Annotated in this window: 15 protein-coding genes; 4 read left to right on the top strand and 11 right to left on the bottom strand. The window is 36.6% G+C overall.

Features of this window, described 5'->3' with window-relative positions; genetic code table 11:
• Nucleotides 1–10: 10 nt before the first annotated feature.
• The 4 genes from BM141_RS01175 to BM141_RS01160 form a co-directional block, all read right to left on the bottom strand.
• Nucleotides 11–532 carry a hypothetical protein gene (locus BM141_RS01175; RefSeq protein WP_143090742.1) on the bottom strand — a complete coding sequence of 174 codons (522 nt, stop codon included), beginning with the start codon at nucleotides 530–532 and terminating at the stop codon, nucleotides 11–13.
• Between the two features lie 126 nt (nucleotides 533–658).
• A complete protein-coding gene (gene mnmA, locus BM141_RS01170; RefSeq protein ID WP_091538612.1) occupies nucleotides 659–1771 on the bottom strand; it encodes a tRNA 2-thiouridine(34) synthase MnmA in 1113 nt (370 codons plus the stop codon).
• Between the two features lie 124 nt (nucleotides 1772–1895).
• The gene (locus BM141_RS01165; protein ID WP_091538609.1) at nucleotides 1896–2372 is read right to left on the bottom strand and encodes a nucleoside deaminase; all 477 of its coding nucleotides are present in this window, start codon (nucleotides 2370–2372) and stop codon (nucleotides 1896–1898) included.
• Nucleotides 2369–3958 (bottom strand): ATP-dependent DNA ligase, encoded by a 1590-nt coding sequence (locus BM141_RS01160; protein ID WP_091539139.1) that lies wholly within the window; start codon nucleotides 3956–3958, stop codon nucleotides 2369–2371. The genes BM141_RS01165 and BM141_RS01160 overlap by 4 nt, the downstream gene beginning before the upstream one ends.
• Before the next feature lie 144 nt (nucleotides 3959–4102).
• Between BM141_RS01160 and BM141_RS01155 the strand changes: the two genes are divergently transcribed.
• The gene (locus BM141_RS01155) at nucleotides 4103–4666 is read left to right on the top strand and encodes a hypothetical protein (RefSeq protein ID WP_091538605.1); all 564 of its coding nucleotides are present in this window, start codon (nucleotides 4103–4105) and stop codon (nucleotides 4664–4666) included.
• 9 nt (nucleotides 4667–4675) lie between these two features.
• Here BM141_RS01155 and BM141_RS01150 read toward each other — a convergent pair whose 3' ends face one another.
• Entirely contained in the window at nucleotides 4676–5278 is a 603-nt protein-coding gene (locus BM141_RS01150) for a hypothetical protein (RefSeq protein WP_091538602.1), read from the bottom strand.
• A 177-nt stretch (nucleotides 5279–5455) separates the two neighbouring features.
• Between BM141_RS01150 and BM141_RS01145 the strand changes: the two genes are divergently transcribed.
• Nucleotides 5456–6763, top strand: a complete 1308-nt coding sequence (locus tag BM141_RS01145; protein WP_091538600.1) for a GntT/GntP/DsdX family permease — start codon at nucleotides 5456–5458, stop codon at nucleotides 6761–6763.
• A 64-nt stretch (nucleotides 6764–6827) separates the two neighbouring features.
• Here the strand turns inward: BM141_RS01145 and BM141_RS01140 are convergent, their stop codons facing one another.
• Both BM141_RS01140 and BM141_RS01135 read right to left on the bottom strand, forming a co-directional pair.
• A complete protein-coding gene (locus BM141_RS01140) occupies nucleotides 6828–7964 on the bottom strand; it encodes a methylmalonyl-CoA mutase family protein (RefSeq protein ID WP_091538597.1) in 1137 nt (378 codons plus the stop codon).
• Between the two features lie 69 nt (nucleotides 7965–8033).
• Entirely contained in the window at nucleotides 8034–8546 is a 513-nt protein-coding gene (locus BM141_RS01135; RefSeq protein ID WP_091538594.1) for a hypothetical protein, read from the bottom strand.
• Between the two features lie 233 nt (nucleotides 8547–8779).
• On the opposite strand from BM141_RS01135, the gene BM141_RS01130 reads away from it, so the two are divergent.
• Entirely contained in the window at nucleotides 8780–9292 is a 513-nt protein-coding gene (locus BM141_RS01130; RefSeq protein WP_091538591.1) for an HNH endonuclease, read from the top strand.
• A gap of 5 nt (nucleotides 9293–9297) precedes the next feature.
• Here the strand turns inward: BM141_RS01130 and nth are convergent, their stop codons facing one another.
• Together nth and BM141_RS01120 are read right to left on the bottom strand one after the other, a co-directional pair.
• Entirely contained in the window at nucleotides 9298–9924 is a 627-nt protein-coding gene (gene nth, locus BM141_RS01125; protein WP_091538585.1) for an endonuclease III, read from the bottom strand.
• A gap of 19 nt (nucleotides 9925–9943) precedes the next feature.
• Nucleotides 9944–11914 (bottom strand): S9 family peptidase, encoded by a 1971-nt coding sequence (locus BM141_RS01120; protein ID WP_091538581.1) that lies wholly within the window; start codon nucleotides 11912–11914, stop codon nucleotides 9944–9946.
• Between the two features lie 406 nt (nucleotides 11915–12320).
• Between BM141_RS01120 and BM141_RS01115 the strand changes: the two genes are divergently transcribed.
• Entirely contained in the window at nucleotides 12321–12806 is a 486-nt protein-coding gene (locus tag BM141_RS01115) for a Uma2 family endonuclease (protein WP_091538579.1), read from the top strand.
• A gap of 461 nt (nucleotides 12807–13267) precedes the next feature.
• Here the strand turns inward: BM141_RS01115 and BM141_RS01110 are convergent, their stop codons facing one another.
• A complete protein-coding gene (locus BM141_RS01110) occupies nucleotides 13268–15487 on the bottom strand; it encodes a hypothetical protein (protein WP_091538576.1) in 2220 nt (739 codons plus the stop codon).
• The coding region (locus tag BM141_RS01105) for a hypothetical protein (RefSeq protein ID WP_221407611.1) at nucleotides 15487–16157 on the bottom strand (671 nt) is incomplete at its 5' end. The genes BM141_RS01105 and BM141_RS01110, both read right to left, overlap by 1 nt.

The following is a 16157-nucleotide window of genomic DNA, read 5'->3' as shown; positions in this document are numbered from 1 at the left end:
AAGTAATGATTTATCGTAGCTCAAAATTTACTACAAAAGCCTTTTGTTCACTTAGTGCAGGATTGTCCTGCATTTGATAGACATAGCTTAAAGCCACTACTACTCGGTCTTTGGAGGTATATTTCTGATTGCCCAGCCATTCGTTTATTGGAAACTGAGCTGCATCACGATAGTCAGCAAAGGTTTGTGGGTTGCCTATTAATCGCTCACCTCTGACCAACATAATATCCAACTGATTGATAATCAATCTATAATTTTGACGCAGTACTTGATTTACCTCTTGTTCGTTAAGAATTTTCACTTCCAATTTTCCCAATTCTTTTGGACTTACATTTTCCTTTACCCAGCCTGTAGTGGTATTAGCGGGAATGTTCTGTAACTTTTTCCTAATAAAAGAAACTTTTTTACCATTGTTATAGACCTCTACTTTGAGTTCAGGAAGTTTCCCTTTATCCAAAAGGTTTTCATACCTTGCTGATGTTAATACAAAGAGTAATAGTGTAATGGAAAGCAAAGAAAATATTTTTTTCATATTCATTTCAATCATGTTTTACAGAAGTTATCCTTACAAAAGACCATAAGATTTGAGATACTCAAGCCTGATAGGTCTTTTGCAAAGATTAAATTATCAATTTTCAAACCATTATCTATCAAAAGGCTATTTTTCTTGTTTAAAACTTGACATAATCCAGCCCCCCCCAATTACGTCATCGCCTTCATAAAATACTGCTGCCTGTCCGGGAGCAATGGCGTACACCTCTTTGTGGAACAGTACTTTCATGCGGTCGCCTTCTTGGGTAATGAGCGCAGGTGTACCTGTTTTATCATTATAGCGAATTTTGGTAATGGTTTCTACCTGTTTGTCTTGCAAGTCTGCGTATTTAATCATGTTTAGTTTCTGCACCCACATACCATCTTTTGCCAACTCTTTGTAAGTCCCTAAGACGACTCTATTGGTATCTTTTTGAATTTCAGTAACAAAGACAGGATAGCCCAAGGCAATGCCTAAGCCCTTTCTTTGCCCAATGGTGTAAAATGGATAGCCCTGATGCCTACCTACCACTGTTCCATCTTCTAAAACAAATTCTCCCCCATCAACGCTTGTTTCCAAATCTGGCACGCGATTTTTCAAAAAACCGCGATAATCGTTATCAGGGATAAAACAGATTTCATAAGACTCTGACTTATTAACCAAATCTATGAAACCTCTTTCTGTTGCCATTTGGCGAATTTCTGTTTTTCTCAATTTTCCTAAGGGGAAAATGGTTCGGCTAAGGCTTTCTTGGGATACTCCCCAAAGTGCATAGGATTGGTCTTTGGCTTGGTCTAAGCCTTTGGAAATAACAAATCTACCGTTTTCCTCTCTGACGTTGGCATAATGTCCTGTGGCAATGTAGTCGCATTTGAGTTTGTCGGCTCTTCTCAGCAAAGCGTCCCATTTGATATGCGTATTGCAAAGTACACATGGATTCGGAGTTCGTCCTGCTAAGTATTCTCCTGTAAAATGGTCAATTACGTAATCTCCAAACTCTTCGCGAATGTCCAAGATATAATGTGGAAACCCCAAAGTTACAGCTACATTGCGAGCATCGTTAATGGAATCTAAACTACAACAACCCGTTTCTTTTTTTTTCGCTCCCGAAGAAGCATAATCCCATGTTTTCATGGTCATTCCTACTACCTCATAACCCTGTTCGTGCAGTAGCACCGCCGCTAAGGAACTATCTATTCCACCACTCATCGCTACTAACACTCTACCTCTTGTACTCATTTTATACTATAAAATTATGATTTTCAATTAGATAAATACGTAAATAAAAATATAGATTTTCCAACTATAACCTAACTAACAAATAAACTATGCGAGAGGTTCAAATATTCTTCAGGTGTAAAGTTTAATAAAGGGTTTTGTCGCTTTTCTCTGTCCATTGTTGAAAAGCAATAATTGCCTCTTGGTGAGGCAGATATTCCATAGGAATTTTCCTCTGCTCAAAAGGTGTATTTATTTCTTGGTAAATGAAGGCATCATCAAAGCCTATTGATGCTGCCTCTTGGCGAGTATTGGCATAATACACTTTGGCAGGTCTTGCCCAATAGATAGCTCCTAAACACATAGGACAAGGCTCGCAACTTGTATAAAGCTCGCAATCTTCTAACTGAAACGTTCCCAATACTTTACAGGCTTCGCGAATCGCTACTATCTCCGCATGAGCCGTAGGGTCTTTGGTCTTTAACACTTGATTGTTACCTTTGGCAATGATTTGTCCATTTTTTACGATAACTGCTCCAAAAGGACCGCCTTCACCTGTATGTATATTCTCTAAAGAGAGTCTAACTGCCTCAGACATAAATTGATACTTTTCTTCTTTCATAACATTTTCCTTAAATCTTCCAACGTATTGATTTCATCTATCTTCTTATCTTTTCGCCACCGTAAAATTCTTGGGAAACGGAGGGCAATGCCTGATTTGTGCCGATTGCTGGGAGCAATTCCTTCAAAACCCAATTCAAACACCAATTCAGGTTTTACGGTTCTTACAGGTCCAAACTTGTCTATGATGTTTTGCTGAATAAAAACATTTACTTCCTCAAACTCCTTGTCTGTCAGTCCTGAGTAGGCTTTGGCAAAAGTAATAAATTTTTCTCCATCTTTCACCGCAAAGGTATAATCTGTGTAAAGATTGGCTCGCCTTCCGTGTCCCTTTTGTGCTGCCACCAGCACACAATCAATAGAAAGGGGATGAACTTTCCATTTCCACCAATCGCCTCGCCTGCGTCCTGCTTGATAAATAGAATTTTTTGCTTTGAGCATCAAACCTTCGCTTCCATTTTCGCGTGCTTTTTCTCGTAAGTTAGCCAATTCTTCCCAAGTTGCAAAATCTACTAAAGGAGAAAGCCTCAGTATTTCGTTTGGTAAGTTGGTTATCATTTGATTTAACAATTCTCGCCGTTGGCTTAAAGGCACTTGCCTAATATCCTTGCCTTTGTACTCTAATAAATCATAAGCATAAAAAATTACGGGTGCGTCTTGCAAGATTTTTTTTGTAATATTTTTCCTTCCTATCCTTGTTTGCAAGACATTGAAAATAAGAGGCTTATTATCCTTAAAAGGTAAGATTTCTCCGTCTAATACTGTGCCATCAGGAAGCAGTTTTTTTAGGACTTCGTACTCTGGGAATTTGTCCGTAATAAGTTCCTCTCCTCTACTCCACACGAAGATTTCTCCATTTCTTTTGATGATTTGCCCGCGAATACCATCCCATTTCCACTCTGCCTGCCAGCCTTGTGGATTTCCTAAGGTGTGGATTTCGCTTTCCAAAGGATACGCTAAGTAAAAAGGATAAGGCTTAGAAATATCGGTTTCGCCTACATTGCCTTGAACGAGTTCCTCCAAAGAGGTATTTTCTACTTGCCAATTCCCACTAATTTGATGAGTTACTACCTGAGCATCAATTTTATACACTTTGGATAGAGCATTGATTATCATAGCCTTGGAAACGCCCACACGAAAATTTCCTCCCATGAGTTTATTAAAAACAAAACATTCATTTTTATCTAAACTTTTCCATGCTTGGGTAATGGCTATTTTTTTTTCCTCCTCTGTTTTATTTTGCAAGTCCTGAAGAAAAATAATCCACTCTTTAAGCGATTTTTCTGCACCATGTTCTTTTTCAGATAATTGTGTACCCAATGCTAAGGCAATGGTTTCTGACAAATCCCCTACGTGCTGATAAGATTCCTCAAAAAGCCAAAGCGGAATCCCTGCCAGCTCCGCACACCACTCTCGCAACTTAGTAGTATTCACAGCCCTTTTAGGTCTTCTGTCTGTAAAAAGAGCCAAAGTATAGATTTGGTCGTCTTTGGAGGCAGTGGAAAAATACTCCACCAAAGTCTGTAATTTATCGTTGGTCTTAGTGCTATTGGCTAATTCAAAAATAAGAGCGGCAAATTGTTTCACTTGATAGTTTTTGGGCAAAAATACGAAATGTATCCATAAACTTGGTAATGATACTACTTTAATACTCGCATTTTTGTTTTGCCTATTCGATAAAATAAAAATAAAGAATTGTATTTTTGTAAAAAGTAAGAAAATATTAAAAATATGAGCATGATAATTACTTTGATAGCTGTTATTTTGGGATTAGGTGTTGCAGGAAGTGTTATTTTTTTTGCTATCAAATCACATTTGGAAAAGACTAAAAAAATTAGTGCTATGGTTTCTGACAAAGAAGTAATTGAGATTGCAAGACAAAATGGAGGTGAGATTAGTGCTGTCTTGCTTTGTGAAAAAACAGACCTTTCCTTAGATGAGGCACAAACAAAGATTAATAGCTTACTTATGTCAGGCATCATTCATCAGAAATGGGATTGGAGTGATTGGTCAGGTTCTAAGCACAGGTACGTACTCAAAGACGCTACAAAAAACTACAATTCCATTGAGGGCAAGAAAGGAAAAGCTATTACAGACGCTGATGTCATCTCGGTAGCTGTGCAGTCCAAAGGGAAAATTACCCCTGCGGCTCTTTGCCTGAAATTGAATATTTCCATAGATGAAGCAAAGAAAAAGTTAGACGAACTCTATAAAAAAGAAATCTTTGAAATAGATGTAACTGAAACAGGTACAATTACTTATTATCTATCAGACAAAGATTTGCTTAATACTTAGTAGGTTCGGTCAATTCTTTACAAATTGAATTTTTCCGTCCTCTTTAATCTGATAAGTAGCCGTTTTAGTAACTTTCTCTTCCGAAGATGTAGTTTCTAAGAAAGAGTGTTTGATGTTTTCTGTCATTCTAATTACTAAATTCTGGTCTATTTCACTAAACTGCTCAATTTCAAAGCTCTCATCACCATTCCTGCCTTTGCTGAGATGGGCTACAGGAATACCGTCAATCAAATCGCCTGCTTTGGAAAAAACTAACAAATAGCGGTCAAAACCGATGCGTGTATCTTGAATATCTATGACCACAAATCTTTCATTTTCAAACATTAAGTAACCGCAGTTTACATTTTCATGCGAAGGTGCCAGCCCTTCTATGCTCAAACCTGATTGGGAAGGGAGTTGATACCATTTGAGCGGAGAAGAAAAAATTTTTTCATGGAAAAAGGCAGAATCTAACAAGTTTTCGCTCCCATGCCCTGCTTCAATCTTGTAAGGCAGTTCTACTTTTTTAAAGCACTGCAATACTTTATTAAAATCTTCCTTACTTGTTTGCTTGGACTGACAGGCGGCCAAGAAGAACAACAAAAGAATAAACCGAAAGTATTTGATAAACATAGCTTAAAATGAATTTATGCTGATTGTCTGATAAAAATTTTGTAAAGGTAAAAAAACATCTCTTGGATTGTAAAAAATGTTTGCTTTTTCCAAAGACAAAATTCGCATTTTTTCCTAAAAGCAATTTACTTTGTGCGTATTGTATTTTTTTTTTTAAATCTAAATGTCAAAATTCTCATGCCTATTCTATACGCGCTCATTGGGATTTTAGTCCTTATTTTTCTCATTACATACATCAAATTAGATACTTTTATTTCTTTTATCTTGGTGGCACTGGGTTTAGGTTTTCTTACAGGAATGTCTGTTCCCGCCATTGGCAAGTCGATTCAAGTAGGCATTGGGAATACTTTGGGCGATTTGATTCTGATTATTGGCTTTGGAGCAATGTTGGGGAAGTTGGTGGCGGATAGTGGTGCGGCACAGCGAATTACCCAGTTTATCATTTCTATTTTTGGAGTCAAAAATGTGCAATGGGGTCTGGCATTAGCGGGTTTTATCATTGGGATTCCCCTGTTTTACAATGCAGGTTTTATCATCGTTGTCCCACTGATTTTTGCTGTGGCATCTTCTACTAAATTGCCTATTTTATACATCGCTATCCCTATGTGTTCGGCGTTGTCAGTGGCGCATGGCTACCTTCCCCCCCACCCCTCTCCTGTAGCTATTTCCACGCAAATCGGGGCAGACATGGGCTTAGTGCTAATTTATGGCATAGTGATAGCCATTCCAGCTATTGTAGTAGCGGGTCCTATCTTTGGCAAAACATTGAGAAAATACCAATACCGAGAAGGAGATTCCCCTTTCCAAGTCAATGTATTGCCACAAGAAAAACTGCCTTCTTTGGGAATAAGTATCGTAACGACTTTATTGCCTTTGCTCTTGTTCTCGCTTACTGCTATCATCAAAAGTTTTAATTTCCAATCCCCTGTTTTACAACTACTTGGAGAGCCGTATATTGGAATGTTACTGTCTGTACTCTTGGCTATTTATCTGCTTGGGCTAAGGCAAGGCTATGACATGAAAACGGTGATGAAAAAATTGGAGGAGTCTTTCAAATCGACTTCTACTATTCTGCTCATCGTAGCAGGGGCAGGTGCTTTGAAACAAGTCCTTAATGACAGTCAGATTAGCAAGTACATAGGCGAGCAGTTGCAATACATTCCTATTTCTCCCTTAGTGCTGAGCTGGGCAATCGCAGGGGCTATCAGAGTAGCGGTAGGTTCAGCTACCGTAGCAGGACTGACAGTAGTAGGGATTCTTGCTCCGATGATTCAACAACAAACGCACATCAAACCCGAGTTGATGGTCTTAGCGATTGGGGCAGGTAGCCTGATGTTTTCTCATCTGAACGATGCAGGTTTTTGGCTTTTCAAAGAATATTTTAACCTGACTATCAAGGAAACATTGAAAACTTGGACGGTTATGGAAACCCTTGTGTCTATTGTAGGGCTAATTGGGGTACTGATATTGCATCTGTTTGTGTAAAGTAAGTAGTTCAAATAACCGCCCAGCTCTTCCCCTTCTGAGAGGGAGGTTAAAATAGTAATAATCAAAGGGCTTGTTGTGCAGTAAACTGCTCCCAAACCTTCTCAGCGAGTTTGTCTGTAAGGACATCTATGTAATAAGCCCCTGCACCTGCATCTATGACTTTATCAAAATAAGATTCTTCTGCCAAAAGGTTATGCACGTTACGCGCTATGCGATGCGAAAAGCTATTCACTTCACCAATTCCTTCATTATGAGGTATTACGCAAAGTACATCGCACCCCCCAATGATAGCAGACATGGCTTGGGTAGTATTGCTGAGCATATTCCAATCAGGTTCTTGGATTGTTTTTTCATCTGTACTAATGGTCGTGTTGGCTTGTAGCAGCACTTGATACGGCTTGTAATCCTCGAGTCCATATTCTTTGACTATCTCAGTAAAAAGCATTCTCAATACTCTTAGCCCAGCTATTTCTAAGAAATAAGCATTGCTAAGTCCAATGGTAAATTGTATTTTTTGAGCAATTTGTGCAATAGTGAAATCCTCTCTCAGCAGTGAGTCTATGACATGGGTAGCTTTGAGAAGTAAATTTGCATACCTATCTGTTATGTGTGTTTCTGTGGAAAGCAAATTTATCACTAAAAAGTTAGGTGCGGATTGGGTAAGAGCAAATAAGTTTCTCAAGACTTCTATGTTTGGCACAGAAACATCTGAAAAAGCTATTGACCCAACTAAAGCAGAAACATCGTAGTTATATTTTTTTGCGTATGAAAGATAGCCATCAAGTAGTTGGGTAGCTTGATTTTCCTTACAAACAAAAGAAACTGCACAATAAGGCAGGAGAATTTCAGCAAGTAAAATTTCTATATCAAGTTTTTCTATCTGACTTACCTCAAATATAATTTCATTTACTCCTCCATTGAGGGCTTCGAGTGCCAACGCATTGGCATATTTTTCCGTTGAAACGATGATTTTTTGAGCATTTCTCCATGTTCTTTGTGGAGCATCAGGATTGAGGAGGGTTTGGTGAAAAGTCTGAAGATAGGAAATATTAGCTAAGTCCGCTTCCGTGTAAATGGCTCTTAATTCCATATTTTCCACTTTCCAAGTGATGGTTTCTTTGAGGTCTTTGCCTTTGGCTTCTTGGGCGGCTACCTCCTCCCACTGCTCATTTAAAAACTTTGCAAATTCTTCGAACATGATGTCTATATGCGTTTATAAAGATAAAAGCAAAGATAAGGGAATGTCTTAAATTAGTTTACAAGATTTTTAAAACTTATATCGCCAAGTCAAATGTACGCCTTGGAACTGGGGCATAGCATATATAGCCTGTGGGGTATTATCAATCATAATCAGTTCATTGTATCGGTGAATCGCTTTTCTGATATTGGCACGTCCCCATATCCCCAGACCTATATTGATAGACAAAGAGCCTCCGAGTACCCAGTAAAAAGGAGCAAGATTGTAAAGTGCGCTTGTGTTTCTCAAGGCATAAGAAAAGTATAAAAGTGGCAAAAGGGAAGATGCTGTTTGGAGCGTACGCATGGTTTTAGCAGATTGAAATAGCCTATCTACTTCTTTGTCACCTATCTCCATAAAGGGAATAGTCAAATCATAAGAACTATTGAGTTTTTTAGTGCCGTAGTAATACGAATCCTTTAGAAAATCGCTTTGTACGGTAATTCCTCTCAGAGGTACAGTTTTGGTGGTCTGGGCGAGTGCTTCTGTAAAGTATGGGCTTAGCCCTAAGAATAGCACAAGCAGAAAATAATATTTTTTCATGGGATTTTTAGTAGAATTAGTTTTGACTTTCCTCTAATTTACGAGTTTGAAGAAGAAAATCAAAACTAATTTATAAATTTTCAAAGTAACTTTTGAACTAAAAATCTAAAAATATAGTTGAAATACAATAATTTGGTAGTTGATATACTCTTTTAATTATTAACATAAAATTAATATTAAGTTTGTAATAAAACTTTATCTTTGTAGGGAAAGGAACTATAAACCTAAAACTTATGGCAAGAAAAGTACTTGTACTTAATTCAGATTACCGAGCCTTGACAGTTTGTAGCGTTTACAAGGCGTTTTTACTGGTATTTCTCGATAAGGCAGAGGTGGTTAATCAAGTAGAAAACACTTTTTTGCGAAGTGTCAGTCAGTCTTTTCCTATGCCATCAGTGATTCGCTTGTATAGCTATGTGAATATGCCTTATAAAAGTGTTATGTTGAATCGTCATAACATTTTCAAACGCGACGGGCATAGATGCGTTTATTGCAGTTCTCGCGAAGATTTGACCATTGACCACGTCATGCCACGTTCCAGAGGTGGAAAAACTAAGTGGACTAATCTGGTTACAGCGTGCAAGAAGTGTAATGCTCGCAAAGGGGATTACACCCCAGAAGAAGCGGGCATGAGATTGCCTTATGCTCCTTTCAAGCCTTCTTTTGTTGTATTCTTGCGGGATTTCTCAGGTATCGGTGATGATACATGGAAACCCTACTTGCAAACAGAAAGTATAGAAGAGTAAGTAACTCAGTCAGCGACCCCATACTTGCTACAAATAGGACATTCTTCTTTTTTGTGTCCGCGAGCAGGGCAGAAGCTGCGTCCAAAATAAATAATTTGTAAGTGCAATTTGTTCCAAGAAGACTTAGGAAAAAGGTTCTTTAAGTCTTCTTCTGTTTTTTCCACACTTTTGCCATTGGATAGCCCCCAGCGTGCCGCTAATCTATGAATGTGTGTATCCACAGGAAAAGCAGGTATGCCATACCATTGACACATGACTACCGAAGCCGTCTTATGCCCTACGCCTGATAGTTCTTCTAACTCCTCAAAGGTATTAGGAACTTTTCCCGCATATTTCTCTACCAAGACTTTAGAAAGGTCATAAATTGCCTGCGATTTGCGGGGAGAAAGTCCACAAGGTTTGATTATTTCTCTGATTTCCTCTACGCTGAGTTTTAGCATATCAAAAGGATTGTCCGCCTTAGCAAATAACAATGGGGTAATTTTGTTTACACGCTCATCAGTACACTGTGCAGAAAGCAATACTGCAATCAGTAAGGTATATGCGTCTTGGTGATGTAGAGGAATAGGAGGATTGGGGAAGTAATGGTCTAAGATTTTGGCAATTTCTTTTGCTTTTTGCTTTGTTGTCATAAGTGTATGTTTTGCTTTGCTATTGCAAAGTTTCGGTTTTGACTTCTCCTCTTAGGTACTTATTCAGGAACTTGATGATAGCTTTATTAGCTTTAATTTCATTTTCTTTTTTTATGAAAAAGTAAGGCTCATCAGGGAAAAGCAAATATTCGTATGGTATTTTATTGGTTTTTAGCTCGTTAATTATTTGGTCTGTTTCTGATTTGTTCACGCGTGGATTATTGGCACCTTGCACTATCATCAGCGGTCGGGTAATTTCTTTGGCAAAAAACAGGGGCGATTTATTGTATATACTAATAGAGTCTGTTGCTGGATTGCCTATTTTTTTGTAGAGCAGAGGTTTGCTTGCTTGGGCGGCAGCAGGAAGATTGTTAAATACTCTGAACCAATTAGTAATGCCAAATAAGTCCACCCCTACGGCAAATTCAGTCGGTGCAAAAGTCAAAGCAGACAAAGACATGTAGCCACCATAAGCCCCAGCCCCTATAATACCTATTTTACCTTTGGCAACAAAATCTGTCTTTTCTAAAAATTGCTTGCCTGCTATCAAATCTTTCAGGTCAATTTCCCCTACTTTGCCCTCATCAGCGTCAGCAAAGGTTTTTCCATACCCAGAACTACCCCTATTATTTACTGCTAAAACTGCATAGCCTTGATTGGCAAGATATTGAATCATAGGCGTGTAAGTAGCGCGATTTTGACCTCCAAGTGGAGTATGTACCCAAACCAAAGCAGGAACTTTTTGATTTTCTTTAAGGTGAAGTGGTTTGTAAAGCAGCGCAGGTATTTCCATGCCGTCAAAAGAGGGAAACTTAACAAAGTCTGGCTCTGATAGATTTTTATAGTCCAGTACTGTGCTTATTCCCATATTGACTTTTCTAACTTTCTGGGTTTGAAAGTCATAAACATACAAGTCGTTAGGCGAAGTAGGCGTATTGAGGATAAAGCAACACATTTTTTCATCTTCGGAAAAATTGAACATACTAATATCACCGCAAGGGAGGTCTGGAATTTTAATGAGTTGATTATCTGCCTCTCGATAGATTTTTAGCTTGGTTTGTGCATCTTCATTGATAAGCAATGCTCGGTAGGTATTTTGGGGGGAGAAAAATACATAGTTGATGTCCCATGCTTCTTTGGCAATGACCTCATGCTTTTCTGTATCAAAGTCATAGCTTTTCAGGTAGCAAAACTCGCTTTCGGCGTTGGTCAGATAATACAGTTTGCTTTCATTATTGTCCACTCCTACTGCCCAGTTATATGCTTGGTTGTCCCCAACGATTTTTTGAGTCTGACCTGTCTGCCTATCATGTATGAAAACATCTGACTGATTCCTGTTAAAGAGTTTGCCCAATGCCAAATACCTTTCATCTTTGCTTATCCCTTGTATTTCGTAACCCTCTTTGTTTTCATAAAGTAAGATTGAACGTAAATCTTTTTTATCAATACTTTTTATCTCTAATTTATACAAGTCAAAATAACGATTATCTCTTTTGTTGCATAGGTAATAAAAAGATTTTTTATCCTCACTCCATTTCATAAACATGGCTTTCGCTGTCGAGTCTGGGGTCAAATCGGTAGAAGTTCCATCAAGATTGCGAACAAAAATGTGCGATACGTCTAATCCTAAGTCCAAAGAATACAAAAAACGCTCGTCTTTGGGGAAGTAAGAAATGCCGTAAGCCGATTTAGAAGCATATTCTGTAAGTTGAGTGAGTTCGCCTGTAGTTATGGTAAGTTCAAATACGTCAAAAGTACCATTCTTATTGGTAGAAAGAAGTATCTTTTCTCCATTGGGGGAAAAGATGGGTTTTTTGAGATGAGGAGTACTAAAAAAATCCTCTGCCGAATAGATTTTATGCTTTGATGTGGATGTGCCCTTGTCCAAGGCATTAGGGCTACAAGCAAGCATCAAAACAGCAATTACACCCCATAAACACCAATTTTGCCTTGTGTTTGTTGCTCCTCGTACCATAGCAATTTCCTTCATACTTAAATTAGTCTTGTAAATATATAATCATTTTTTACATATTGAAGTTCCTAAGACAGTATAGGCGATATGTGAGAATAGTGGTAAGAATTGGTAATTTTATGCAAAATTATGTAAAATCCAAAACTTTATCGAATTTTAATAAATAATTAGTCTATCAAACAACAAAAGTTGAAGGTTAGTGTTGAGTTTGCTCGAGTTTTGTTTTGCCTTTGCTTGCCGTTGTTTTTGTTTATGTTCTCCAGAGGCTATCAGGTTCTCCTCTACCCCTTGTAATACAAGATTAAGGGAATCTCCTTGGATTTTTTGAGCAAGGAAGGAGAAATTTTTTATGAAGAACTTTTATTTTCTTGATTCATAGCAAAAATAATTGTATCTTAACAATATCAAAAAATGAGAAAATTGTATGGAACTGACCACAGACCTGATTGAAAAATACGAAATAGAAGATTTTAATGAAAGCAAAGATATACCAAGTTTATTTCATGCCCGTTTACAGTCTAATATTAGTTATGCTATCAGAAGTAAATATAAAAGTAAGTTTGATGCTTATACAGAACTTTCGCTAAGTGTAAATGGAAAAGAATACGTAGTAGATGTATGTGTTTTTCCTGCCCAAGAAGTAGATTGGGCAGCAGATGACCAAATTTATGTGGATACGCCACCACTCATCGCTATCGAGATACTTTCTCCCAAACAGTTTTTGACTGATTTGACAAGTAAATCTAAAATTTATTTTTCTTGGGGTGTAAAATCTTGCTGGATTGTCATTCCTTCTACTAAAATAGTAATTGTGCAGGATAGTTTGAGAAACCAAAAAGTATATTCTTCTGGTAAAATTACTGACCTTGCCAACGACTTAGAAATAGAGTTTGAAGATGTTTTTATGTAAGCTATCCAAAGAAAAAAAGCCCTCACAATCATCTCCAAAATCATTGTGGGGGCTTCTCTATTTTCTTTTGATAACTTTTTCTCTACTCTTTCACCACTTTCCTGACTTGTTTGTCTCTACTATCTTCAATTTCAATAAAATAAGCTCCTTTGTTCAAGCCTCCTAAATCCATCTTGATTTCCTCTTGGGTAAATACTTTTTCATAAATAATGAATTTGTCTTCCCATTGGGCTAACTATTTTAAGTGTGATTAAAATTCAAACTGTTCAGTAGTTAGGCTGCTAATTTTTAGTTTTGCTTTCCCTGTTTTGGCTTTTTAAAATTGTGCCTAACGGAAAAGGCTTGGCGAAGGCAGGGCTTAGAAGCACTAATCTGTCGGCAAGCACAAATGTAAATAGAAAGCACAAAACTTCAATTAAGCACTGTCGCCCCGCTTGCCACAAATGCAATGATGCACGCATTTACTTTTGTATCTCTCTCAGGTACTTAAACGGAAACGGTAGCACTGTCAAACTTCCTTGTTTTACGAAATCTACTGCCATTGTTTGTAAAAGTTGGTCAAATACAAGTCGGCTTTGTTGTCCTTTCAGGTTCTTAACTGCTTTTATTTTGCGAATGTTGGTTGCATTTTGGAAACTTGTTTGTATTTGCTTGGGTACAACTCCTACAAAATAGAAAGCCTCTGTTGCATTTTCATTTTGATAATAAATATTTGTGTTAGAGGCGAATAGTTCTTCTATTTCTTCTTTACCCTTGAAAAAATGATGCAATACGTCTTTTCTTCCTAAATATTGTTCTGAATTTTGATAGTAAAAATCGCAAAAGGCTTTTTTGATTTTGGTGCGGTTGATTAAACCCTGTTCCTTAAAAATATTGTTTAACTCGTCTTTACTTAACTTATCTCTGAAATTTTTTAGGTGATTGATAGTGTTTTGTAACTTTTCATCACTCGCAAAACTTTGATTTTCTGCAACAAACTTTTCAAGAATTGCCAATACTTGGCTTTTTTGTAATTCGGTTTCTTGTGCCTCTAACTCCAATTTTTCTCCAATTTTTTCAATTTCTTGAATAGTGAAACGTGGTGTTTCAAATATCAAGTTAACATCTTGATGGTTTGAAACCAAAAGACAATTCAAAAACTCCCTGCCATTGAATTTATCGTAAGTTTGATAAATTGATTTCAGTCTTTCATAATCGGAATTACTGAAAACTTGGTCGGGTAGGCAAGTTGTAAATTCTAAATTGCCATTTTCTAAGACTTTCAACAAATGGAAAGCATATTTTTTATCCTTACTACTTTGGTTTTCTTCTTTTATCTCCTCTTTTCCCATAAATAACCACTCGCCAAAAGTCCAATCCAAAATAGTGATTTTCCCTTGCTTAATATCATTTTTGATGTAACTTTCTTTCAAAATCACATCAATAGCAGGGTTTGAAAGTATTTTTTTTGTTTCACCATTCTTGGTTTTTTCTAATTCAATATCAAAGTCATCTGTGGTAATATGATGAACTAAGAAATTTCTATATTTACCATTTTGGTATTTATTGCAATGCTCATCATTTTGTTCGTCATAATTTTCCTTGCTACGAATAATACGAATATTCAAAGCACTTTCAGATAAATTACCAAAAGTTACATTCTTTGCTTTATATTCTCGTTCTTTGTCTGTGAGAAAGGTTTGCAAATCTTGGGCTAATTGCTTTGCCTCTTGGTTGTCTTTTAGGCTGTCTGCGATATTGATAACAATAGGTTTGTTTTGGTAAAACTCCTTTATTTTGGCTTTTACGCTGTCTGATAATTGTTTATCAAACTCCGTTTTCTCTTGGCTAAAAGGTAATTCTACAAACTTAATCGTAATGTATTTAGATAACTGCTCTTGTACTTCTTTCAAAAAAAGATACAAAACACCGCTTTTGGACATTTCAAAACTATTCCAATCTGAAAAATCTAAAAATGAAACGGTGCTTTTCTTGCCGTCTGCTTGGGCTAAAATGTACGTTGTTTCAGGTTTTTTATTGTATTCCTTACTTTTTAGTCTTCGCATACTGCGAATATTGCCCGAAAGTATTTCATATTGCAAATAATCTTTTAACTGTGTTTTTCTATTGGCAAAATTCATTTTACCCGTCATCAAAAGATTAGAAAAGGTTTTTACCTCTATTTTTAGGTGCAAATGATAGTCTAATTCTAATTTCAGGGTAATATATTGCCACGTCATTTTGGCTTTATCCTCTTTTTCTTTTGCCTCAACTGCTTTTATTACCCAATATAAACTACCTGTAATATTTGAGCATTTAGCATTTTTAGATGAAGTATTTGCTAAACTATTGAATAAAAGTTGGGCTAAATGGCATTTGTCTATTTCGTTTTCATCTCTCAAATTGGTGATTTGAGAAAATTGTACTTCCTCACTGTTATTGATAACTGATTTTATCTTGTCTTCTAATTCAAAATCATTTTTGAATTTTGCTTTTTCAAACAACGTATAAAAAGCCTTGCCTTGCAGATAAACAACAGACTTTACATTTGGTAAATCTTGCTTTAAATCATCTATCAAAGAATATTGATAGGACGGATTTACGGTAGTGAATTTATATACCCAAAAATCTTGTGTAATATGTTGAAAGTTCTCGTTTGAGAACAAAACAGTTTTTTCTAATTGGTTGGTTTTGTACTGCATTATTTCGTGCTTAAAAGGTTACGTAATTCAAAAATAACATTTTCAGCAATCGCAAAACTACTGCTGTCAATCAAATACGGAACTTCAATGAGTTGCCCGTTCTGACTTGTTCGGATAGGAAAACGACTATCTGCCAAAATATTGATGATGAAAACTTTACTAAATTCAAATCCTTTTTGTTGAATATCAGGCACTTTTAAGCCAAATATTTTCTCAATTTGCGTTTGTTGCTCTTGGCTATTTTCTTCATTCCAAAACTTGAAATCAATGAAAACGCCTTTATCTAACTCAAAATCAAATCTTTCAAAAATTTCGTTGGGTAGTTCTTGTAACTTAGTATTGGGTAAAACATATTTTTCAAAAATGTATTTTCCAATTACCTCTCCCAAAGCACCTTTATAGATATTATTAAAAATTTCGGGGGCAATGATATAATCATTAACTTTAAAATCTGTGGCATAGCCTTGCCTTTCAAATAGGTTCTTTAATTCTGTAATTTGCATCAATTTAGGCAAGTGAATAACTTGTGCCGAAACTTCTTTTCCGTTGCCCGAAAAATCTATTTTTATGCTTGCGTAACCAATTGTGCTAGTTAAAATATAAAGTTTTTTATATCTAAGATAGGTTGTTGAGTTATAAAGTTTAAATAAATAGCAAAAGTTAGGGATGT

Source organism: Thermoflexibacter ruber, assembly GCF_900113045.1.
Taxonomy (GTDB): Bacteria; Bacteroidota; Bacteroidia; order Cytophagales; family Thermoflexibacteraceae; genus Thermoflexibacter; species Thermoflexibacter ruber.
Note: the sequence above shows the minus strand (reverse complement) of the source record. Positions and strands in the feature narration are given on the sequence as shown.